The sequence below is a fragment of the Mesorhizobium sp. dw_380 genome (assembly GCF_018588885.1).
Taxonomy (GTDB): Bacteria; Pseudomonadota; Alphaproteobacteria; order Rhizobiales; family Rhizobiaceae; genus Mesorhizobium.
In genome coordinates this window covers 43,122-64,041 of the sequence record NZ_JAFFIW010000035.1, presented here as the reverse complement: position 1 = coordinate 64,041, position 20,920 = coordinate 43,122, and the positions used below count along the sequence as shown (strand labels likewise).

General features: G+C 65.4%; 27 protein-coding genes and 1 pseudogene. 18 read left to right on the top strand and 10 right to left on the bottom strand.

Features of this window, described 5'->3' with window-relative positions; translation table 11 throughout:
• Nucleotides 1-110 precede the first annotated feature (110 nt).
• A pseudogene (locus tag JT360_RS25950) lies at nt 111-752 on the top strand (LysR substrate-binding domain-containing protein); the annotation flags it as partial.
• 30 nt (nt 753-782) lie between these two features.
• Here the strand turns inward: JT360_RS25950 and JT360_RS25945 are convergent.
• Nucleotides 783-1,568 carry a sulfite exporter TauE/SafE family protein gene (locus JT360_RS25945; RefSeq protein WP_214475242.1) on the bottom strand — a complete coding sequence of 262 codons (786 nt, stop codon included), beginning with the start codon at nt 1,566-1,568 and terminating at the stop codon, nt 783-785.
• Nucleotides 1,569-1,689: 121 nt separating this feature from the next.
• On the opposite strand from JT360_RS25945, the gene JT360_RS25940 reads away from it, so the two are divergent.
• From JT360_RS25940 to JT360_RS25910, 7 genes are all read left to right on the top strand, one after another.
• Nucleotides 1,690-2,022, top strand: coding sequence for an ArsR/SmtB family transcription factor (locus JT360_RS25940; RefSeq protein ID WP_214475240.1), 333 nt, complete (start codon nt 1,690-1,692; stop codon nt 2,020-2,022).
• Between the two features lie 154 nt (nt 2,023-2,176).
• Nucleotides 2,177-3,286 carry an ACR3 family arsenite efflux transporter gene (gene arsB / locus JT360_RS25935; protein WP_250889087.1) on the top strand — a complete coding sequence of 370 codons (1,110 nt, stop codon included), beginning with the start codon at nt 2,177-2,179 and terminating at the stop codon, nt 3,284-3,286.
• Nucleotides 3,283-3,705, top strand: a complete 423-nt coding sequence (arsC, locus tag JT360_RS25930; RefSeq protein WP_214475238.1) for an arsenate reductase (glutaredoxin) — start codon at nt 3,283-3,285, stop codon at nt 3,703-3,705. Before arsB ends, arsC begins: the two co-directional genes overlap by 4 nt.
• Nucleotides 3,706-3,770: 65 nt before the next feature.
• Nucleotides 3,771-4,091 carry an ArsR/SmtB family transcription factor gene (locus JT360_RS25925; RefSeq protein ID WP_214475236.1) on the top strand — a complete coding sequence of 107 codons (321 nt, stop codon included), beginning with the start codon at nt 3,771-3,773 and terminating at the stop codon, nt 4,089-4,091.
• A 41-nt stretch (nt 4,092-4,132) separates the two neighbouring features.
• Nucleotides 4,133-5,524, top strand: coding sequence for an NAD(P)-binding protein (locus JT360_RS25920; protein WP_214475234.1), 1,392 nt, complete (start codon nt 4,133-4,135; stop codon nt 5,522-5,524).
• Nucleotides 5,521-6,801, top strand: a complete 1,281-nt coding sequence (gene arsK, locus JT360_RS25915; protein ID WP_214475232.1) for an arsenite efflux MFS transporter ArsK — start codon at nt 5,521-5,523, stop codon at nt 6,799-6,801. The genes JT360_RS25920 and arsK overlap by 4 nt, the downstream gene beginning before the upstream one ends.
• Before the next feature lie 7 nt (nt 6,802-6,808).
• A complete protein-coding gene (locus JT360_RS25910; RefSeq protein WP_214475230.1) occupies nt 6,809-7,255 on the top strand; it encodes an SRPBCC family protein in 447 nt (148 codons plus the stop codon).
• Nucleotides 7,256-7,281: 26 nt separating this feature from the next.
• Here JT360_RS25910 and JT360_RS25905 read toward each other — a convergent pair whose 3' ends face one another.
• Nucleotides 7,282-8,115 (bottom strand): helix-turn-helix transcriptional regulator, encoded by an 834-nt coding sequence (locus tag JT360_RS25905; protein ID WP_250889085.1) that lies wholly within the window; start codon nt 8,113-8,115, stop codon nt 7,282-7,284.
• Nucleotides 8,116-8,205: 90 nt separating this feature from the next.
• Between JT360_RS25905 and JT360_RS25900 the strand changes: the two genes are divergently transcribed.
• Nucleotides 8,206-9,090 (top strand): SDR family oxidoreductase, encoded by an 885-nt coding sequence (locus JT360_RS25900; RefSeq protein WP_214475226.1) that lies wholly within the window; start codon nt 8,206-8,208, stop codon nt 9,088-9,090.
• Between the two features lie 18 nt (nt 9,091-9,108).
• Here JT360_RS25900 and JT360_RS25895 read toward each other — a convergent pair whose 3' ends face one another.
• The 3 genes from JT360_RS25895 to JT360_RS25885 all read right to left on the bottom strand — a co-directional run bounded on the left by JT360_RS25895 (nt 9,109) and on the right by JT360_RS25885 (nt 10,493).
• A complete protein-coding gene (locus tag JT360_RS25895; RefSeq protein WP_214475224.1) occupies nt 9,109-9,807 on the bottom strand; it encodes a RibD family protein in 699 nt (232 codons plus the stop codon).
• Nucleotides 9,808-9,900: 93 nt separating this feature from the next.
• The gene (locus JT360_RS25890; RefSeq protein ID WP_214475221.1) at nt 9,901-10,302 is read right to left on the bottom strand and encodes a type II toxin-antitoxin system HicB family antitoxin; all 402 of its coding nucleotides are present in this window, start codon (nt 10,300-10,302) and stop codon (nt 9,901-9,903) included.
• A 32-nt stretch (nt 10,303-10,334) separates the two neighbouring features.
• Entirely contained in the window at nt 10,335-10,493 is a 159-nt protein-coding gene (locus JT360_RS25885) for a type II toxin-antitoxin system HicA family toxin (RefSeq protein ID WP_214475220.1), read from the bottom strand.
• A gap of 365 nt (nt 10,494-10,858) precedes the next feature.
• Between JT360_RS25885 and JT360_RS25880 the strand changes: the two genes are divergently transcribed.
• The 3 genes from JT360_RS25880 (at nt 10,859) to JT360_RS25870 (ending at nt 14,650) form a co-directional block, all read left to right on the top strand.
• The gene (locus tag JT360_RS25880) at nt 10,859-11,806 is read left to right on the top strand and encodes a substrate-binding domain-containing protein (protein ID WP_214475217.1); all 948 of its coding nucleotides are present in this window, start codon (nt 10,859-10,861) and stop codon (nt 11,804-11,806) included.
• Between the two features lie 235 nt (nt 11,807-12,041).
• Nucleotides 12,042-13,637, top strand: coding sequence for a sugar ABC transporter ATP-binding protein (locus JT360_RS25875; protein WP_214475216.1), 1,596 nt, complete (start codon nt 12,042-12,044; stop codon nt 13,635-13,637).
• Nucleotides 13,634-14,650, top strand: a complete 1,017-nt coding sequence (locus tag JT360_RS25870) for an ABC transporter permease (protein ID WP_214475214.1) — start codon at nt 13,634-13,636, stop codon at nt 14,648-14,650. The genes JT360_RS25875 and JT360_RS25870 overlap by 4 nt, the downstream gene beginning before the upstream one ends.
• Nucleotides 14,651-14,712: 62 nt before the next feature.
• Here the strand turns inward: JT360_RS25870 and JT360_RS25865 are convergent, their stop codons facing one another.
• Nucleotides 14,713-15,075, bottom strand: a complete 363-nt coding sequence (locus JT360_RS25865) for a hypothetical protein (protein ID WP_250889084.1) — start codon at nt 15,073-15,075, stop codon at nt 14,713-14,715.
• Between the two features lie 164 nt (nt 15,076-15,239).
• On the opposite strand from JT360_RS25865, the gene JT360_RS25860 reads away from it, so the two are divergent.
• Nucleotides 15,240-15,542 (top strand): hypothetical protein, encoded by a 303-nt coding sequence (locus tag JT360_RS25860; protein ID WP_214475210.1) that lies wholly within the window; start codon nt 15,240-15,242, stop codon nt 15,540-15,542.
• Between the two features lie 352 nt (nt 15,543-15,894).
• On the opposite strand, the gene JT360_RS25855 is transcribed toward JT360_RS25860, so the two are convergent.
• Nucleotides 15,895-16,599 (bottom strand): XRE family transcriptional regulator, encoded by a 705-nt coding sequence (locus JT360_RS25855; RefSeq protein WP_214475207.1) that lies wholly within the window; start codon nt 16,597-16,599, stop codon nt 15,895-15,897.
• A gap of 191 nt (nt 16,600-16,790) precedes the next feature.
• Between JT360_RS25855 and JT360_RS25850 the strand changes: the two genes are divergently transcribed.
• Entirely contained in the window at nt 16,791-17,021 is a 231-nt protein-coding gene (locus JT360_RS25850; RefSeq protein ID WP_250889083.1) for a hypothetical protein, read from the top strand.
• A 129-nt stretch (nt 17,022-17,150) separates the two neighbouring features.
• The gene (locus JT360_RS25845; protein ID WP_214475206.1) at nt 17,151-17,831 is read left to right on the top strand and encodes a GcrA cell cycle regulator; all 681 of its coding nucleotides are present in this window, start codon (nt 17,151-17,153) and stop codon (nt 17,829-17,831) included.
• A 157-nt stretch (nt 17,832-17,988) separates the two neighbouring features.
• Here JT360_RS25845 and JT360_RS25840 read toward each other — a convergent pair whose 3' ends face one another.
• Both JT360_RS25840 and JT360_RS25835 read right to left on the bottom strand, forming a co-directional pair.
• On the bottom strand, nt 17,989-18,285 hold the full coding sequence (locus JT360_RS25840) for a DUF982 domain-containing protein (protein ID WP_502845490.1): 297 nt from the start codon (nt 18,283-18,285) through the stop codon (nt 17,989-17,991).
• Between the two features lie 114 nt (nt 18,286-18,399).
• Nucleotides 18,400-18,681: a DUF982 domain-containing protein gene (locus tag JT360_RS25835; RefSeq protein ID WP_214475201.1), complete on the bottom strand. Its 282-nt coding sequence runs from the start codon at nt 18,679-18,681 to the stop codon at nt 18,400-18,402.
• Nucleotides 18,682-18,791: 110 nt separating this feature from the next.
• Here JT360_RS25835 and JT360_RS25830 point away from each other — a divergent pair, with 110 nt between their 5' ends.
• The 3 genes from JT360_RS25830 to JT360_RS25820 all read left to right on the top strand — a co-directional run bounded on the left by JT360_RS25830 (nt 18,792) and on the right by JT360_RS25820 (nt 20,467).
• Entirely contained in the window at nt 18,792-19,415 is a 624-nt protein-coding gene (locus JT360_RS25830; protein ID WP_250889082.1) for a YdaU family protein, read from the top strand.
• The gene (locus JT360_RS25825; protein WP_214475197.1) at nt 19,336-19,641 is read left to right on the top strand and encodes a hypothetical protein; all 306 of its coding nucleotides are present in this window, start codon (nt 19,336-19,338) and stop codon (nt 19,639-19,641) included. Before JT360_RS25830 ends, JT360_RS25825 begins: the two co-directional genes overlap by 80 nt.
• A gap of 232 nt (nt 19,642-19,873) precedes the next feature.
• The gene (locus JT360_RS25820) at nt 19,874-20,467 is read left to right on the top strand and encodes a DUF6456 domain-containing protein (protein ID WP_214475195.1); all 594 of its coding nucleotides are present in this window, start codon (nt 19,874-19,876) and stop codon (nt 20,465-20,467) included.
• A 59-nt stretch (nt 20,468-20,526) separates the two neighbouring features.
• On the opposite strand, the gene JT360_RS25815 is transcribed toward JT360_RS25820, so the two are convergent.
• A complete protein-coding gene (locus JT360_RS25815) occupies nt 20,527-20,853 on the bottom strand; it encodes a hypothetical protein (RefSeq protein WP_214475193.1) in 327 nt (108 codons plus the stop codon).
• Nucleotides 20,854-20,920 lie beyond the last annotated feature (67 nt).

Below are 20,920 nucleotides of genomic sequence, written 5' to 3'. Positions count from 1 at the left end.
CGGAGAGGAGGGAGGAGGGGGCCAAAGGGGGGGGAGGCGGGGGGGACGGGGGGGGAGGGCCAGGGGAGGGCAGAGGTGGGGCAGAAATAGAAGGGGAAAAAGGGTGTGGAGGACGACGGGCAGGAAAGCTGCGGCTCAACGTGCCAGTCGTCGCGGCGAAACTGGTGCTGCCGCGCCTGTTGCCGCCCTTCCTCGCCGCCTATCCCGACATTCGCATGGAAGTGACCGCCGAGGACAGTTTCGTCGACATACTGGCGAGCGGCTGCGACGCGGGCATCCGCTATGACGAGCGGCTGGAGCAGGACATGATCGCGGTGCCGATCGGCCCGCGCCGGCAGCGCTTCGCCACCGCCGCCGCAACGGCCTATCTCGACCGGCATGGCCGGCCCGGCCATCCGCGCGACCTGCTCGCCCACGCCTGCCTGCGCGGCCGCTTCGCCAGCGGTGTGACGCCGCCCTGGGAATTCGAACGCGACGGCGAGGTGGTGAGCGTCGAACCGACCGGGCCGCTGCTGGTCAGCACCGGCACGGCAATGGCCCTTGCGCTCGAAGTGGCGGTCGCCGGCGGCGGCATCGTCTCGCTGTTCGAGGACTGGCTGCGGCCCTATTTCGACGATGGCAGGCTGGAGCCGGTGCTGGAACCGTGGTGGCAGGAATTTTCCGGCCCGTTCCTCTACTATCCCGGCCGCCGCCTGACACCAGCGCCGCTGCGCGCGTTCATCGATTTTATCGGTGGGATGCGCTGGGGGTGATCCCGGGCCGATATCGCGCCGCGACATGCATTATTCGTGACGCCAGACCTTGTAAGCGGACACGATCAGGATCGCGGCGAGCAACGGCAGCAGGAATGATGCCGGCACGATGCCGAGCAGCCTTGCTCCGATGAACGTTCCAAGAATCGATCCGGCTGCCATCGCGGCGACGAATGCCTTGTTCCTGGCGAGCACGCCAAAGCTCTGGTCGCGGCTGTAGCGGGTGAAGCCGACCAGCATCGTCGGCAGGCTCACGGCGAGCGAAAGGCTGCCGGCAAGCTTGATGTCGGCTCCAAACAGAAGGATCAGCGTCGGGATCAGAAGCTCTCCACCGGCCACGCCAAGCAGGCTGGCGACGACGCCGATGACGAAGCCCGCGATGACGCCCAGCACAATCTGTAGCCAACCGCTGGCGACAGGATCGCCACTCGATTGGGGATCGTGGCCGACCAGCAGGATGACCGCGATCCCGACCAGCAGAAGTGCAATAATCTTGTAGAGCGTTTCCGATTTCAACCGCATCGCCCATCCGGCCCCGAACCAGGCACCGGCCAGAGAGCCGGCAAGCAGGTTGATAATGATCGGCCAGTGGGCGGCGACATCAGCAAACGGCACCACGGACAGCCGGAAAGGCAGCGCGCTGGCGACGACAACCAGGCTGGTGGCCTTGTTGAGAATGACCGCTTCCAAGGCGGCAAAGCGAAACAGGCCGATCAGGAACGGCAGGCGAAACTCGGCACCACCAAGCCCGATCAATCCGCCAAGCGAACCAACGCCGGTTCCAACGATGAAGGACAGAATGCCGCGTTGAGCCATGCGCCCATATGCAGCGACACGATCGGCCGTTTCAATGGGCCTGCTGTCCGTATAGCCGCGAACCACAGGTTTCGTATCGAGGCGTATTGCCATTAATCCATAAATCCGGATAGATAGATGAATGGACAAGACAGCAGCATTGCTGGCGCTCGCCGCGCTCGGTCAGGAAACAAGGCTGGAGGTGTTCCGGCTGTTGGTTCGGGCCGGGGCCGAGGGTGTGCCGGCAGGCGAGATCGCCTCACGGCTGGGCACGGTGCAAAACACCATGTCGGCGCATTTGAAGGTGCTCGGCCAGGCCGGTCTGGTGCATGCCGAACGCGAAGGGCGCAGCATCCGCTACACGGCCGACATGACCGGGTTTCGCGATCTCCTGGCCTATCTGATGGAGGATTGCTGCAACGGCGCGCCGGAGCTTTGCCAGCCGGTCATCCAGGCCGTGACCTGCAAATGTTGAGGTGGAAACCATGACCGATCGGACGTTCTGTTTCACAGTACCGGCAACTCGGTCAGCCTGCCGATGAACACCGTCGACAGGCTCACGTCGCGGAAGCGGCTGGACGAGATTGGCCGCAACCCGCCCAAGGCTGGCTGAACCAAGGAAAATCATCATGTCGGATCACGTTCTCAATGCCGGCGAGACGGTGCGGCCGGGCATCGGCTTCGTCGAAAAATACCTCACCGTGTGGGTGGCGCTGTGCATTGTCGCGGGCGTTGCGCTTGGCCATCTGCTGCCGGGCGTGTTCGGCGCCATCGCTTCGGCGGAGATCGCCAAGGTCAACATCCCCGTCGCGGTGCTGATCTGGCTGATGATCGTGCCCATGCTGCTGCGTGTCGATTTCGCCTCGCTGGCCAGCGTCGGCACGTATTGGCGAGGGATCGGGGTCACGCTGATCATCAACTGGGCGGTGAAGCCGTTTTCCATGGCGCTGCTGGGCTGGCTCTTCGTCGGCTGGCTGTTCCGGCCCTGGTTGCCCGCCGCGCAAATCGATTCCTACATTGCGGGGCTGATCATTCTTGCCGCGGCGCCTTGCACGGCCATGGTGTTCGTCTGGTCGAACCTGACGCGCGGCGAGCCGAACTTTACACTGTCGCAGGTGGCGCTCAACGACGCGATCATGATCGTCGCCTTCGCGCCCATCGTCGGCCTGCTGCTTGGGCTGTCGGCAATTACCGTGCCATGGGGCACGCTGGTGCTGTCGGTTGCGCTTTACATCGTCCTGCCGGTGCTGGTTGCGCAGATGGTTCGCGGGCGGCTGCTGGCGGTGAGGGGGCAGGGCGGGCTGGATGCGTTGCTCGCCGCGTTGCAGCCCGTGTCGCTGATCGCGCTGCTGGCGACCCTGGTGCTGTTGTTCGGCTTCCAGGGCGAGCAGATCATCGCCCAGCCGCTGGTGATCGCGCTGCTGGCGGTTCCGATCCTGATCCAGGTCTATTTCAACTCCGGTCTTGCCTATCTGCTCAACCGGCTCTCCGGCGAGCGGCATTGCGTGGCCGGCCCATCGGCCTTGATTGGCGCATCCAACTTCTTCGAGCTGGCGGTCGCGGCCGCGATCGCGCTTTTCGGGCTGAATTCGGGTGCGGCACTTGCAACCGTGGTGGGCGTCCTGATCGAGGTTCCAGTCATGCTTTCCGTGGTGTGGATCGTGAACCGAAGCAGAGGCTGGTACGAACAGGGGGCCGCCGTCCGCAACGCCATGTCCCGCGAAAGGACCCCGCAATGACCATCACCATCTATCACAACCCGGCCTGCGGCACGTCGCGCAATACGCTGGCGATCATCCGCCAGTCCGGCGAGGAGCCGGAGGTGATCGAATATCTGAAGACGCCGCCATCGCGCGAAAGGCTCATCGAATTGCTCCAGGCGATGGCGATGACGCCGCGCGAGCTGTTGCGCGAGAAGGGCACGCCCTATGCGGAGCTCGGCCTTGGCGATCCCAAATGGAGCGACGACGAGATCCTCGATTTCATGCTTGCGCATCCGATCCTGATCAACCGGCCGATCGTGGTGACGCCGCTCGGCGTGGTGCTGGCCCGGCCGTCCGAAGCGGTGCTCGATTTCCTGCCCAACCCCGACATCGGGCCGTTCACCAAGGAGGACGGCGAGGTCGTCGTCGACGCCGGCGGCAAGCGGGTCGTCTGACTCCTATTTCGATTTTCTTCGAAATAGGGCTTGACGACTCCTGTCGTTGGCGTCATGGTATTTCCATGAAACTCGAACAAGCAGCTAAGCAGCTCGAAGCGCTCGGCAATCCGACGCGGCTGAACCTTTATCGCATCCTGGTCAGGGCCGGCGAGGCGGGCCGGCCGGTCGGCACGCTGCAGGAGAGCCTCGGCATCGCCGCCTCGACGCTGTCGCACCATCTGCACCGCCTGATCCTGACCGGACTTGTCAGCCAGGAGCGGCAGGCGACGACGCTGATCTGCCGCGCCAACTATCCTGTCATGAACGATCTCATCGGCTTCCTCGCCGACGAATGCTGCGCCGACGCGGCTTGCAATCCGGCAACGAATGACGCGGCCGCTTAATTTTTGCCCTTTATTTCGATAATACCGGAAGGATAGAAAGTATGGCTATGCAAAACGATCTGCCAATCGCCGTCATCGGCGCCGGCCCGGTTGGTCTGGCCGCCGCCGTTCATCTCATGGCCCGGGGCCTGCCGGTGAAGCTCTATGAAGCCGGCAGCGGTGTCGCGTCCAGCCTGCGCGACTGGGGCCATGTCCGGGTGTTCACACCATGGCGCTATTGCATCGACGGGGCGGCCGGAAAGCTGCTCCAAAGCCATGGCTGGCGGATGCCGGACCCGGAAGCGTTTCCGACCGCCGATGACCTCGTCGCGCATTATCTTGAGCCGCTCGCCAGCCTTCCGGAACTCGCGCCGGCAATCGAAACCAATGCGCGTGTCCTCGCCATATCGCGCTGGGGCGCCGACAAGGTGCGCGGCAGCGGGCGCGGGACGCGGCCCTTCATGCTCGTCGTCGAAACCGCCGACGGCACAAGGCGCGACAGTGCCCGGGCCGTCATCGACGCTTCGGGGACATGGCGCACGCCCAACCCACTCGGTGCCGGCGGCATCGCCGCGGAAGGCGAGGCCGAATTCGCCGACCGCATCGCCTACGGCATCCCCGATGTTCTGGGCCGCGACCGCGCGCTCTATGCCGGCCGCACGACACTGGTTGCCGGTTCGGGCCACTCGGCAGCCAACGCCTTGCTCGATCTTGCCAGGCTGGCGGAGGCCGAGCCCGGCACGGCTTTCATCTGGGCGACGCGCGGAACCGACCTCGTGCGCATCTATGGCGGCGGCGATGCCGACCAGCTGCCGGCGCGCGGCGAACTCGGCGCCGATGTGCGCGACCTCGCCGAAAGCGGCCGCGTCAGGCTGGCGACCGGCTTTGCGACGCTTGCCATACGCGAGCGGCAGGGCAGGCTGGTTGTCGAGGGACAGGGTGAGGAAGGCTTGCGGCAACTCGGTCCGGTCGACCGCATCATCGCCGCGACGGGACAGCGCCCGGATCTGTCGCTGACCAGGGAGCTCAGGCTCGATCTCGATCCGTGGCTGGAAAGCGTCAAGGCGCTCGGTCCGCTCATTGATCCAAACGAGCATTCCTGCGGCGACGTGCCTCCGCACGGCCACCGCGAACTCGGCCATCCGGAACCCGGTTTCTACACGGTCGGCATCAAGAGCTACGGCCGCGCGCCGACCTTCCTGCTCTTGACCGGCTATGAGCAGGTCCGCTCGGTGGCGGCGGCGATCGCCGGCGACATGGCGGCGGCCGACGCGGTGCAATTGGTGCTACCCGAAACCGGCGTCTGCACGGTGCCAGCGGGCGGCGCCTCGAAAGGCTGCTGTGGAGGGCCGGCGCCGGCCGAGATCGATGCCTGCTGCGTGGCGGATGCCGACGCCAAGGCCGCAGGCAAAAATGGTTGCGGCTGCGCAGGCAAGATGGAGGCTGCCGCGTGAGCGACGGCAAGATCCCCGCTTCCGCCATCTGGGCGCTGGGCGCCACCCAGATCATCGGCTATGGCACGCTCTACTACAGCTACAGCATCCTGGCGCCGGCGGTGGCAGTGGAGCTCGCCTGGTCGCAGCAATGGGTGTTCGCCGTGCTGTCGGTGTCGCTGCTGGCAAGCGCTGTTCTGTCGCCTTTCGCGGGCAGCCTGGCGGACAGGGTCGGGGCAGGGCGCCTGATGGTGCCCGGATCGCTGGCGGCGGCGGGCGCGCTGCTTTTGTGCGCGCTGGCGCCGGGGCGCGCCGGCTTTGCGATCGGCGTGCTGGCCATGGAACTCGCCTCCTGCTTCGTCCTCTACAGCACCGCTTTCGTCGCCATCGTGCAGCTCGGCGGTGCGGGTCGCGGCATCACCCATCTCACCTTGATCGCCGGCTTCGCCTCGACCCTGTTCTGGCCCTTGACGACGCTGCTGCACCAGCATCTCGGCTGGCGCGAGGTTCTCATTCTGTTTGCCGCGCTCAACGCCTTTGTCTGCCTGCCGATCCATTGGTGGCTGGCCCGGCTTCCGGGCCGCGCGGGCAAGGGGACGCAGAGAATTCTCCCGGTCACCGCCGGCCTGTCGGGCCCCGCGCCCGACCGGCGATGGTCGCCCCTGTTCGTTCTGGTGCTGACCGGATTTGCCGTAGAGGGCTTCGTGCTCTCGGCAATCCTTGTGCAGATGGTGCCGCTGCTCACCCTGGTTGGTCTCGGCGGCGCCTCGGTGCTGGTGGCGAGCCTGTTTGGCCCGTCGCAAGTGGCGAGCCGGCTGGTCAACATGCTGTTCGGCCGCGGCCTGGCGCAGACATGGCTGGCGCTCGGAGCGACCGCCGCATTGGCCGGCGGCCTTGCGGTGCTGCTGCTCATGGCGCCTTCCGTTCCCGGCGCCATGCTGTTCGCCGTGCTTTTCGGGTTCGGCTCGGGCCTGATGAGCATTGTCGGCGGCACGCTGCCGCTCGAATTGTTTGGCCAGGAGCGCTACGGCTCCTATGTCGGCTGGATCACGGCGGCGCGGCAGTTCAGTTCCGCCTTCGCCCCGTTCGGCCTCACCTTGATGATCGGGGGCCTCGGCGTCCTCCCGGCCTTGTGGCTCAATGTCGTGGTCGGGCTATTCGGCATCGCGGCCTTCGCCGCCGTGGCGGCGATCAGCCGGCAAGCGCGCAGGCGTGACAGGAGCGGTATGGCCGATGCGGCCGCGCCCCATGCTGCGCCCTCGGGGGCGGCGATGGCCTCAACTCCACAGTCGCGGTGACCGGGCGGTGACCGATCCCTCCGCGCCGATCGTCAAGACTATCGCCATCGATGCCGGACCGGCCGAGGTCTGGCAGGTGCTGACCACGCCCGGGATGATCCCGCAATGGATGTCCGACGAGGAATTGACCGTCAGCCTGCAGGGACATGAAGGTGGCGCGATCGTCATACGTGGTGTGCTGCACGGCATGCCGTTCGAGAACCACGGCACGGTTCGGATGTTCGAGCCGCAGAAGAGCTTCGCCTACAGCTACTGGAGCACGCTGTCGGCTTCACGCCTGGCGGACGCGCCCGAAAACCACACGGTGGTCAGCTTTGCCCTGGCACCGGCGGACGGCGGCACGCTGCTGACGCTGACGCTCAGCGACTTCGCTGAACCGGCGATCCGTCCGCACGCCAACCTCTATTGGGGTCCGACCCTGCGGATCCTGAAGGCGGTGTGCGAACGGCGCTGAGGGAGAGGCGCTATCGCATTGGTCGTCTATGGTTTGCCGTTGAGCCGCCGGGCCAGGGCGCGAATGCGGTCGGCGACGGCGCTGTCGACCGGGTTATAGACGATCATGCTCAGATCCGGCCGGCCGTCGACCGCGAACCCCGAATATTCCAGCTCGATGTCGCCGAGTTCCGGGTGCTTCAGGCGCTTTGTCCCGTCGCCGTGGCTGAGCACGTCGTTTTCCCGCCACAGGGCGGCAAATTCGGGGCTGACGCTGCAAAGCTCGTCCACCAGCTGGGCAACCTCTGAGACCGCGCCGGCGCGCGCCGCATCGGCCCGGAAGGCGCCCACCACGAAACGGGCGAGGCTTTCCCAATCGTGCTGTTTTTCGCGGATGACGGGGCTGCGGAACATGAAGCGCAGGATGTTGCGCTGGCCGGCGGGCAGGGTGCTGTAGTCGGTCAGCACGATTTGCGCGGCGCGGTTCCAGGCCACGACGTCCCAGGTGGCCGTCTTGATCAGAGCGGGGCTTGCCTCGAGCGTATCGAGCAGGCGCTGCAGGCGAGGGCTGACGCCGTCGGCGCCGATATAGCGGACCTCGGGCGGGCGCCCGAGCCCCAGCATGAAAAGATGTTCGCGCTCGGCCTCGGTCAGCAGCAGCCCCTTGGCGATGCGGTTCAGCACATCGGCCGAGGGCGCGCCGCCGCGGCCCTGTTCCAGCCATGTGTACCAGGTCGGACTGATGTTGGCGCGCTGGGCGACCTCTTCCCGGCGCAGCCCTGGTGTGCGCCGGCGCCCGGAAAAGCCGAACGAGGCCGGGTCGAGCCGGGTGCGCCGGTCTTTCAGGAAGGCTGCGAGCGAGCCGGCGGAATTGTTGGGCATCCTGTTAGTCATTATACCATGATAAAGTCACTACTTTAATGGAATAATAGACCGGCGATACTGCGCGGGCAACTGTGCAGGAGATTTTGCATGCGTATCTTTCTCACCGGCGCGACCGGTTTCATCGGTTCGGCGCTGGTTCCCGAACTCCTCAAGGCAGGCCATCAGGTGGTCGGCGTCACCCGCTCCGACGCGGGCGCCGAGGCTCTCATCGCGGCGGGCGCCGAGGTGCATCGCGGAACCCTCGAGGAGCCCGAGGGGCTGCGCGACGGCGCGGCGAAGGCGGACGCCGTGATCCACACCGCGTTCGACCATGATTTCTCGCGGTTTGTCGAGAATTGCGAAAAGGACAGGCGCGTCATCACGGCCCTCGGGGAAGCGCTCACGGGCTCCGACCGGCCGCTGGTGATCACCTCCGGGACCGGCGCAGGCAGCCCTGGACATGGCGAGCTTGCGAGCGAGGACGTCTTCGACCCAAGCCATCCCAATCCGCGTGTCGCTTCCGAACTCGCCGGCAATGCGCTGCTGGAGGCTGGCGTCAATTTGTCGGTGGTGCGGCTGCCGCAGGTTCACAACCCGGTCAAGCAGGGCCTCATCTCGCCGCTCATCGACATCGCGCGCCAGAAGGGCGTTTCGGCCTATGTCGGCGAAGGCCGCAATCGCTATCCGGCCGGCCATCTCATGGATGCGGTGCGGCTTTACAGGCTCGCCGTGGAAAAGCGGCAGCCGGGCGCCCGCTATCACGCGGTCGGCGAAGAAGGCGTCGAGGTGCGTGAGATCGCCGAGGCGCTTGGCCGGGGCCTCAACGTGCCGGTCGTTTCGATCGGGCCGGAAAAGGCGGCGGAGCATTTCGGCTGGATGGCCATGTTCGCCGCGATGGATTTGCCGGCCTCCAGCGCGCTGACCCAGGCTCGGCTCGGCTGGCACCCGACCGGCCCGACGCTGATCGCCGACCTCGACGCCATGCGATACTGATGCACGTGCAAAGCGGCTTCAGCCAGGGCTGACCGCATAGCGCAAGTGGACGAGCCCATGCGTCAGGGCTTCGCAGCTCTTGAGAGACAACTGCATCTTGCCCGCCAGGCCGCTTTCGCCGAACTCGACAAACCCCTGGTTTGCCGCTCGTCCGTCAAGCGCGGGGGCAACGAGAAGACTCAGCTCATCGACGAGGCCGGCCGCGAAGAAGGAACCGTTGATGCCGGCACCGCCCTCGAGCAGCAGCCGGCGGATGCCGAGTTCGCGGCCGAGCACCTCGAGCATGGCGGCGAGATCGATATCAGTCGTTTCCGCGACGATATAGGACACGCCGTCGGCGGCGAGCTCGGCCAGGTGGCTGTCGGCAACGTCGCGGGCGAGCAGCACCACGACATGATCGCCGCCGATGTCGGGTTTGGCAAAGTGGAGCTTGCCCGAGGCATCGAGGGCAACCGCATAGGTAGCTGCGCCGCCTTGCGCAAAGTGATACGGCCGGTCGACCTTGCCGGCATTGGCCGGTGGGTGCGCGCCGGCCTTGCTCATCTCGGCCATGGTGACGCGTCCGACGATCCAGGCATCGCCCGCCAGCTCATTGTGAATGTGCTCGTAGAGGCTCGACCATTCGGCCCGGGTTCCGTCCGGGCTTGTGGTGTAGCGGCTCGGATGGAGACTGCCGTCGAGCGACGCCAGCATGTGGCAGATGACTTGTGGCTTCATGGTTATCTCCGGCTCATCGGCTTGGAAGGTTCAGGCCCCATTCCTGCGCATGCCGTCTTCTCTCAAAACAGAGGTCACTTTGTTCGACCTGCATCAGGCCGTTTCAAGCTCCATCACCTTTTCAGCCGCCTTCGCGAGAAACCCGGATCGAGTATAGCCATGGGCTTCGGCAAAGGCATCGATCCGTTGGAGAACGTCGTCCGGCAGCGTCACGTTGATACGCACAGTTTTCCTGGCCTCGGTCTTCACCGCGACCAGGATTGCAACACCGTCACGGTTGTCAGCGTCCGCCATCACAGCCTCTAAACTGGAAGGCTCCGGAACGGCATCGCCATCCTCGACCAACCCTTCGATGTGGAGGGCGAGGGCCTCTTCAGCCATGGACCGGGCGTCATCGAGATCCTTGCCGGCGGTGATCACGCCGGGGAAATCAGGGAAAGACACACCGAAGTCGCTGCCGGCATCCTTATGGATAAGTCCGATATACTGCTTCATGTCCGTCACCTCAGTTTCAGTCCAGATTGCTTTTAGCTGCTGCGTAGAGTGCCTATCGGGATATCGCGCCTGGGATGAGGCACGGTGACCCGTCCTGGCTTGCCGCGGTGTTTGAATTGCGCATGACCCTTTCGGGCAACCTCGAACCAGCCGTCAGCTTCCAGCAGGCGAATAATGTCGGCGCTACTCATGTGTATTTATACACATTGACGGGCAGGCTTTCAACAGAAATGGGAAAGCCAGCGAAAGCCGACAAGTCCGTCAGGCTGGCGCAGCGTCGCGTCTCTCAGGCAGGGCAGGACGCCCCAATCAAAAATCCGGCAATTCCGATAATGGGCCGCCCAACTCTGTTATATCGATGTTGCACAAATGGTTGACCCTGGGTTAGCATCCCAATGCTGATGCCGATGGGAGGCAGGTTTGCAACGGCGATCAGCTGGAGCGGCATGCGTGTCGAACGCAAGGAGGATGCTCCAACACTTTGAACTGACGCATGATCCTTCCTGAAACCGTCCCGGTTTCCGGGGCCGTGCGTTCTTGTGGAGGAGGATCAACCATGAACAGACGTGAATTCCTGCTGTCGTCCGCGGCCTTCGGCGCCATGATGCTTGCCGCACCCTCGGTGTTTGCGCAGGACAAGCTCACCATCCTCGGATCGGTGCCCAATCTCGGCTTTCCGTTCTTCGTGCACATGCTGAACGAGATCAAGGCCGAGGCCCAGGCCCAGGGCGTCAATTTGACCGAGAGCGACGGCCAGAACTCGGCCACCAAGCAGACCGCCGACATCGAGGCCGCACTTGTGCAGAAGGTCAACGCTATCGTCATCTCGCCGCTTGACGTCAACGCGCTGGCGCCGGCGATCGAGGAAGCGGTCAAGGCGGGCGTTCCCGTGGTGACGATCGACCGCCGCGTCGAGGGTGTCGCGGGAATCCTGGCCCATGTCGGCGCCGACAATGTCAAGGGCGGCGAGGCGGAGGCCAAGGCCATGGTGGCGGCGTTTCCCAACGGCGCCAAGCTGTTCCACCTGCAGGGCCAGCCCGGCGCCGGCCCCGCGATCGACCGCAACAAGGGCGTCCACAATGTGCTCGATCCGTTGAAGGACAAATATCAGATCATCTTCGAGCAGACCGCCAATTTCGCTCGCGCCGAGGCGCTGTCGGTGACGGAAGCCGGCCTTGCCGCCAACGGCAAGCCGGACGCCATCATCTGCGCCAATGACGACATGGCGCTCGGCGCGCTCGAAGCGTGCGCCGCGCGCAACTTCACCGACGTCAAGATCTATGGCTTCGACGCGCTGCCGGAAGCGCTGGTCGCGGTCCGCGACGGCAAGCTCGCCGGCACGGTCGAACAGTTCCCCGGCCAGCAGTCGCGCACCGCCGTGCAGATCGCCGTCGCCTACGCCAAGAACAAGACCGAGCCGAAAGAGAAGCTGGTGCTTTTGACGCCGATCGTCATCGGCAAGGACAATCTCGACAAGGCGGAGAGGCTGAGCGAGACGAAGTAGAACTTGGCGGGGAAAAGCTCATTGGCAAGGCTGGCGGGACAGCGCCCCCCTCTGGCCTGCCGGCCATCTCCCCTTCAAGGGGGGAGATCGGCCGTTGTCTCCGCTTTCGCCAATTACCAGCCCTGCAGAAAAGGCGCTGCCGGCAAAACTGCCAATCTCCCCCCTCGTGGGGGAGATGTCCGGCAGGACAGAGGGGGGCGCTGTCCCGCGACTTACTACAATCCGGGAGCCACCCTTGCCAGCTGAAGCCGCACCCGTCCTGCTTGCCGTCGAGGGGCTCACCAAGCATTTCGCCGGCGTGACCGCGCTCAGCGATGTCTCGCTCGATATCCACCCCGGCGAAATCCTCGGCCTGCTCGGCGAGAATGGCGCCGGCAAGTCGACGCTGCTCAAAATCCTGTCGGGGGTCATGCCGCCGTCCAGTGGGCACATCGTTTTCGACGGCACCGATTACCAGCCGTCGAGCCCGCAGGATGCCAAGCGGCTCGGTATCGTCACCATCTACCAGGAACTCAGCCTGATCCCGACGCTGACGGTGGCGGAGAATATTTTCATCGGCCGCGCGCCGACCGGGCCGCTCGGGCTGGTGAGCTGGCGGCGCATGGAGCGGGACTCCCGCGACATCATCGCCCGCGTCGGCCTTTCCATCGATCCGATGACGCCGGTCTCGGCGCTGTCGGTGGCCGAACAGCAGCTGGTCGAGATCGCCCGCGCGCTGTCGCTGAAAAGCCGGCTGATCATCATGGACGAGCCGACTTCGGCGCTGACCGAGACCGAGGTGCAGCGGCTTTTGTCTATCATGGACCGGCTGCGCCGGGACAAGGTCGCCGTCATGTTCGTCACCCACCGGCTGGAGGAGGCCGTCGCCATCTGCGACCGCATGACCGTGCTGCGCGACGGCCGGCTGGCCGGGCATCTCGACCGCCAAGGCGGGCCGATACAATTGCCGCGGATCATCGAGAAGATGGTCGGCCGCGCCGCCTCCGAGCTCTATGCGCGGCCTGTGCTGCGCGCGGTCGCCGGCGATGTCGTGCTGTCGGTGCGCGGCTTGCGCACCGTGCGTGATCCCGAGGCGCCGCATGCCATCGTGCTCGACGGCGTCGACATCGATCTCAAGGCGGGTGAAATCCTCGGCGTCGCCGGCCTTGTCGGCTCCGGCCGCACTGAACTGGCGCGCGCCATTTTCGGCGCCGACCGCATCGCGGCGGGCACCATCACGCTCGACGGCAGGCAAATCGCGCCGGCCTCGCCGGCCGATGCCATCGCGCTCGGCATCGGCCTGGTGCCGGAGGACCGCAAGCACCAGGCGATCTTTGCGGCACTCGGCATCCTGCCGAATTTCTCGGTCGCTTCTCTAGGCCGCTTCAGCAACGGCTTCGGCTTCATGGCCGAGCGGCGCGAGCGCGACGCGCTTGCCGGTTTCAGGAAGATGCTGTCGATCCGCATGGCTTCGGCCGAGCAGGCGATCGAGGGCCTGTCTGGCGGCAACCAGCAGAAGGTGATCCTGGCCCGCTGGCTGGCGCGCGATCCGAAAGTGCTGATCGTCGACGAGCCGACGCGCGGCGTCGATGTCGGCGCCAAGGCTGAGGTGCACCAGATCCTGGTGCAGCTCGCGGCGCGCGGCATAGCGGTGATGATGATCTCGTCCGAACTGCCCGAAGTGCTGGCGGTGTCGGACCGCATCGTCACCATGCGCCGGGGCCGCATCACCGGCGAGATGCCGGGCGTCGAGGCAAACGAGGAAAAACTGATGGAACTGATGGCGCTCGACAAGCAGGATACCGAGCGGCAGGATTCAGGGCGGCAGGACGCAGAGGGGCAGGCACGATGAGCATCGCCGAGGAGCAGAACCAGCGCGGCGGCGCGACGATCGCAAGGCTCTTGATGAGTTTCGGGCCGCTCATGTTCCTGGCGGCCCTGGTCGTCGTCTTCACCGTGCTGAAGCCGAGCTTCATCGACCCGATCAACCTGTTCAACATCACGCGGCAGATCTCGATCACCGGGCTGATCGCGCTCGGCATGACCTTCGTCATCCTGACCGCCGGCATCGATCTGTCGGTCGGCTCGCTGCTCGCCTTCTGCGGCATGGTCGCGGCCGTCGTCGCCAAGGGCGGTGCGGCCAACACGCTGTCGCTGTCGACCTCAGGCACGCAGGGCTATGGCTGGTTCGCGGCACTGCTCGCCGCCGTCATGGTGGGGGCGGCGGCCGGCGGCGTGCAGGGGCTCGCCATCACTAGGCTGAAAGTGCCGCCCTTCGTCGTCACGCTGGGCGGGCTGACGGTGTTTCGCGGGCTGACGCTGACCATCTCCAATGGCGGCCCGATCTCGGGCTTCGACGCCTCCATGCGCTGGTTCGGCACGGGGCTGATCGGCCCGGTGCCGGTGCCGGCGATCATCTTCGCCATTGCCGCGATCCTGTGCCACATCGTGCTGCGCTACACCCGCTATGGCCGTGCCGTCTACGCCGTCGGCGGCAATGCCGAGGCGGCACGGCTGTCTGGCCTGCGCGTCGACCGCATCCTGATCTCGGTCTATGTCATCGTCGGCTTCTTCGCCGGGCTCGCCGCCTTCGTGCTGTCGGCCAGGCTCAACTCCTCGGAAGCGGTCGCCGGCATCGGCTACGAGCTGACGGTCATCTCGGCCGTCGTCATCGGCGGCACCTCGCTGTTCGGCGGCATCGGCTCGGTCGGCGGAACGGTGGTGGGCGCGGCCCTCATCGGCGTGCTGCAGAACGGTCTGCAGTTCAACAATGTCTCGTCCTACACGCAAAGCATCGTCATCGGCCTGATCCTGATCCTGGCGGTGGCTTTTGATCGGTGGCTGAAGTCGCGGGTGAGAAGGTGAGTTCTTCCTTCCCCACAAGGGGGAAGATCACCCGCAACGCCGTTTGCCAGAAGCCGCCCGCCTCAGGCTGCTTCGAGCGCCCACAGACGATGGCCGTAGCGGCGCAGGAAGCGCGCCAGGAGCCGTTGCTGCCTGGCCCTGACGAGGTCGGGCAGGCGCCGCTCCTGGCGCCAGCGCGGCATGTTGCGCCAGCAGGCGATGAAGCGGGCGGTATCCTCGATGGCCTCCTCCGCCGACAGCGCCGGGCCGATCGCTGCCAGGAACAGCGGCTCTGACTGCTTCAGTTCATCGATGACGGCCTTGCGCCTGAAATGGTCGTGGCGGGCCTGCGCGATGCCGCTGCTGCGGATCGCCTCGAAGGCTTCGAGCAAAGCGGGGCTGTCGCCGGTGTAACCGCAGGCGCGGGCGAAATCGGCGGCATCCATCGTTGCTCCCGGATCTGATGACTCATGCTTGCGAGTACATATAAGCATAACTCAAAAATATAGAGAAGAGAAACTTTTGGCAGAGTGTTGAAACTGCGACTCGACTCCCGGGCCAAAACACAGGAATATACGAACAAATCAGGAACAAAGAGCGAGGAGGGGCGATGGCATTGCCGGGCAGGGAATCAGTGATCGCGCAGGTCGCATCGATCTCCGTCGAATGCGCCGATTGCGGCCGCAACAGATGGTGGCGGCCCGATCAGCTGAAGCGGTTCGGGGTGAATGGCAACACGCCGCTGGCGGCGCTTTCGGGCCGCATCGTCTGCTCGGCCTGCCGCGCCGACGGGCTGCCGGGCACGGCGATCTCGATCCAGGCGGCGTTCATCGACGAGCGCCAGCGTGTGCGCAGCGAGGCGCAAATGCTGAGCGACCGGGCGGTGCCGCTGGAGGGGGCGCGGCGGGCTTGATCAAAAGGACGTGCTGTCGCGGATGGTTTTCGCTGACATCGCGACCCCAGCCCCTTCTCCCCGTCACTATACGGGGAGAAGGTGCCGGCAGGCGGATGAGGGGCAGCGCTGATTCGGCAGAATTGAACTTCTATTCTGATGGTCTGGGAGAGAGTTACCAATTTTAGTTATTTTCTGCGAAGTGTGGCATTCGAGACGCTACTTACCGAAATCTTAGCGCTGCCCCTCATTGTCCTACCGGACATTTCTCCCCGTATAGAGACGGGGAGAAAGTAGGCTGTCCCGGATGGTTTCGTCAGCTATCAATGTTGTAAGAACGCCGGCGGGGCGCTGCATCGGGAAAAGCGCTCCCTCAATACCCCAGCAGTTCCTTCAGCGGAATCACCCGCCAGACGTGCTTGATCGCGTAGCGGTTGAAGGTCAGCGTCTTGGGCGGATTGTACTGTTCGACCACCAGTTCGGCCGCCGTGCGCTTGACCAGCTTCTTGATGAAGGCCTTGCCGTTGCGCTCGTTTTCTTCCGGGAAGGTCTCGATCACCACATGGTCGCCGGGCACGGCGTCGCGGCCGCCGCAATAGATCAGGTCGCCGGGTTCGTAGCGCGGCACCATGGAATCGCTGAGCACATGCAGCGCGAACACTTTCGGCAGGTTGCGGACGCCAGGCGGGCGCTGGACATAGCCGGCGGGCTCGCCGTTGAAGGTGAAGTCGCCGTCGTCGCCGCCGACCGCGGCGCCCAGCACCTCGACATCCATTGATCCTGCGGGCAAGGGGCCGGCATCGGTGACGATCTCGGCATCGGCGACCGGACCGGCATCGTCGAGGAAGACGACCTCGCCCCTGCCGAGCGCGACCGGGTCGACGCGCAGGAAGGCGGCGGTCTTCAGCAGGTTCTCGGTCTTGGGCAGGTTGCGGCCGGTTTCCCAATTGCCGACGGCGGCGACATCGGTGTCGTTGTGCTCGGCGATGTGGCGCATGACCAGGCCGCGCTGCTTGCGCGCCTGGCGGATCGCCGCGCCGACCTTGATCGACAGTTCCGTTTTTGCCATGGCGCCCATGTGAGCGATGAAAGCTGCTCTCGTCTATGAAAGAATGGCTTGCATCTATTTTTGAGTTATGCTTATATCTGGCCATGCAGAACCTGTCCAGCCTTGATGGCGCGGTAGCGCCGGCCTCCTGTGAGGCGTCCCATTCCCTTCCGTCCCGGTCGTCCTCCTCCCCGGCCGGGACGAAGCCCGAGGCTCCGTGCTTGACCGCACCAGCCCCGGGTCCGGTCCGCCCGTCACCGGCGACCGGAACGGCCGGAGCCGCCGCTCCCCTCGGCTCCGGCCCCCAATTCGACCGGTGCATCCGCACGCAGGACGGCACCGTCATCTTGTTCGAGCCTGCAACGGGCAGGGCGGTTTCCGCCCCCGACAGGAAGTCGGCGCAGGAGCGGCTTGCGCGCCTCGCCGCCGGGCAATCGATCCGCTCCGGCTGATTGCGGCGAGAAGCCGGACTCCGAAACACACTACCTCGACGGCGGCCCGGTGGCCGCGCCCTGACGCATGGCCGACGGCGCGCGCTCTCGAAGCGCGGCCGAAGGCGCACCCTTGGATGGAGCCTGGACATGGCGGGATATAGCGACGCCGAATTGCAGGAGATCGCCCGCTGGCTGAGGGACGGGCTTTCGGCCTCGAGGATCGCGGCGGCGTTCAGCGCGCTGCGTGGCAGCCCGGTCTCGCGCAACGCCATCATCGGCATCGTTCACCGCAACGCCATGCTGGGCGCGATCGGCTTTGCCAATGGCAAGGGAGGACCGCCGGCCACCGCCAAGCGGGTGAAGAGCAAGCGACAAGGCCGAAGGCGGACGAAGAGCAGCGCCAATGGCAAGGCTGCCGCCGGAAAGCTCCTCGAAGCGGGTGCTGCCGAGGGCATCGTCGCCGCTCGCAAGAACAAGGCCCGGCCCAAGCGCGATTCGTCGCCGGCCTGGCTGCCGCCGCGCCTGTTCGTGCGCGAGATGGGCGTGCTGGTCGCCGACGGCGAAGCCTATCGTTTCAAAGTGCCGGCGCCGCAGCGCGGGCCGATCGGCCGCCAGCCGCATGGCGTGGCGATGCGCTTCATCGACTGCCTGTTTTCCCGCTGCCGCGCGCCGCTCGACCTGGCGCTGGAGGAAGATTCCGAGAACGATGCGCCGGGCGGGCGGCCTGATGCCGACATGCTGTGCTGCGGCATGCGCACCAGGGCGCTGAAAAGTTATTGCAGCTACCACCAGGCGCGCTTTCAGCGCCGGGTTTTCGAGGCGGTATAGACGAGAGCTCCCTTCTCCCCGTTCACGGGGAGAAGGTGCCGGCAGGCGGATGAGGGGCAGCGCGAGTTAACAGGATTAAACGTCGGGGATGGACTTGGACAGGCAAATGCCATTTACCGAGACGCAGGCGAAACGGGGAGAAAGGACCCTCACATCCCTATTTCGGCGCCTGCCGGCCCTCTTTGGGCATGCGGCTGTGCGTCGTCCTTTTCTCGAGCCTCATGGCCGGGCCTCCGGCCTCGACCAGAATGCCGGCGACGCGGGCAAAGCCGGTGAAGACTTTGATCGCGTCGGATTCCGATATCTGCGCCGCGATCGCCGCGCTGCAGGCGTTGAGCGCGCTACGGTAGACGTGGCCGCGCCGCTCGATCGGCCAGCGCTGCAGGAAATCGGCGGCGTCACTGACGCTGTCGATCTCCTCGACTTGCTCGTCCAGGCATACTTTGAGCGGCACTCCGGTTTTCATCGTACCCACTGCGTTCACCTTCGGTCGGGGCGCGGCTTTCAAGCCGACGCTCATAAACGCGCGAGGCCGGCCGGCGGTTGCATCGCCGTCGTCGCGCCCGCTTTACGGGCTGGCGGCGGCGTCCAGCCAGTCATGCGCGCGGCTTCTCGGCTTGACCACCAATATGCCCTGTTGCCGGGCGGCCTTGCTGAATGCTTCGAAGGCGGTGCGCGGACAGCAACTGCCCTCGATCGCAAGCCTGACCAGCCGGGCGGCATGGAGATAGCTGGGCGCGGTCTTGTCGGGCCATTGCTGCCGCAGCGCCGTCTCGGCTTCGGCCACGGAGCCGACCAGCATCGTCTTGTTGTCGCAAAAGCGCAGCGTCACCGGCATGAAGGCCGTCATCGGCGAACCTCCCTTTTGCATCGACGCGTCATAACGTGCGGGCGTGCGGCTGGTTCCATCAACCCGCCCGTGGGCGCGGCGCGGAGCGTGGCATGAGCGAGCGGCCCTTCATGCAGCTCTACGTCTCCGATTTCGTCGGCGACACGCTGCAGCTCTCCACCGAGCAGATCGGCGCCTACATGCTGCTTTTGATGGCGATGTGGAACGCCGGCGGCCGGCTGCCCGACGACGATGCCAAGCTCGCGCGCGTGGCGCGGCTTTCACTCAAAAAGTGGCGCGCCATCGGCCCTGATCTCCTGACCTTCTTCGAGCGCGAGGCGGGCGAGATCGGCCACAAGAGGCTGACCAGGGAACTCAACAAGGCGCGGGTCAAAAGCGAGGCGAGGGCGGCCGCCGGCTCGCGCGGCGGCGCCGCCACCGCGTTGAAAACAAAGGCGCATTCCCAGGCAAATGCCGGCACTTTGCCGCGGCATTTTCCAGACTCCAGAAACCAGAGTGAAAAAGCTTCCGCTTTTTCCCGGGAAAATGCTCAGCATTTGTCCCTCGCGGGTAAAAACAGAACAGACCCCATTTTTTCGGGGAAAAAACCCGGCTGGCAGCGGCCGAAAACCCACCTGGACGCCGCCAATGCCATCATCGAGGAGATCCGCACCCATGACCGCAGCCGAACTGCAGCAGGCGACCAAGGCGCTGGCAGCGATGTTCTCATGCTTCCCGCAATCCGCCCTGACTGATGTCGAGATGCAGATACGCGGCTATCTCAGCGCCGTGCGGGAGGCCGAGCTCTGCGACCTGCAGGCCGCCATCCAGCGCTTCGTGCGCGGCGAGGTGAGGAGCGGCAACGCCCAGTTCTGCCCGTCGAGCGCCCAGCTCTGCATCGAAGTGCGCGAGAGGCGCACGATGCGCGAGCTGCTGGCGAGGCGCGCTGCCAGTGCAACTGTGAGGCAGATGACGGGATGATCATCTCCGACAGGTCGGCAGGACAGCGCCCCCCTCTGGCCTGCCGGCCATCTCCCCCTCAAGGGGGGAGATTGGCAGCTTGGCCGCCACGCTTCTCCTACGACGTCTGCGATTGGCGAAGGCCGCGATCCCTCGATCTCCCCCCAAGAGGGGGAGATGCCCGGGCAGGGCAGAGGGGGGCGCGAAGGATCGCCAGCCTCTCCACCAACACCCCAACCCAAGGAGCCGCTCCATGCCCAAAAAAACCAAAGCCGCCAAGCCACAGGCGCCGAAGCTGCCGAAGGGCGAGGCCGAGCAGGTGCGCATCCGCCGCGAGATCGGCCATGATTTCGCGCTCAGGGATGACGCCTTCGGCCGCAAGCGGCTCGCCGCCGGCACGCTGGAAGCGCGGCGCGTCTACGAGGTGTCGAATGACGGCTACACATCCACCGGCGGCATTGTGCGGGTGCGCAATGTTGACCCGCTGCTGGGCATCACCTCGCTGTCGCGCCAGCAGCGCGAGGCCGGCCAGCGCTACCGCGAGGATTTCCAGTGCAGCCAGCAGGCGAGCGTCAAGCCGATGCGCTGGACCGAGCGCGTCGACGGCAGCCGGATGGGCGGCGGCATCGCCGACAGCGTGCTCGACGCCGGCCGCGCCTACGCCGCCGCCACCAGGGCGCTCGGCCACTGGGAGGTCGCCGCCGTGGTGCAGAAGGTCTGCTGCGCGGGCGGGTCGATCAAGAGCCTGGCCGAACAGACCGGCGAGGGCAGGGATGTGGTGACGAAGCTGCTGAAGGTCGGGCTGGATCTGCTGGCGGTGCACTATGGAATGATGATGGGGCGGTGAGAGCGCGGCGCAACGATCCGACCGGCAGATGCCGGCCGGATCAGTTTCACAAGGTCAGGTCAGCCGCAGACGCGGATTTCCTCAGTTACTCTGTGGTGATAGCGCCAGTGCGTGACCAGTTCGACGCGGCAACGGTGGTGCCGGTGGTACCGGTGGTACCGGTGGTAATAATACGGCCTGTAGCCGTTGTCGTAGTAGTCTTCGTCGTAGGGGCTATAGATGTAGCGACTGCGATAGCCACCATAACCATCGTAATAGTCGTTGCCGTAATAGTCATTGTAGCCGCCGCCGATGCCGATAAAAACATGGCTGCGTGCGTCAGCGGGGGCGATCATCGCCGCCGCCGAAGCAATGGCGATAACCGAGACAAGTAGGAGCTTCTTCATCGCTACCTCCTTTTCAAGGTTGACCTAATATAACTCCCGAGATGCGGCCTCGTTCCATGGAGTTGCA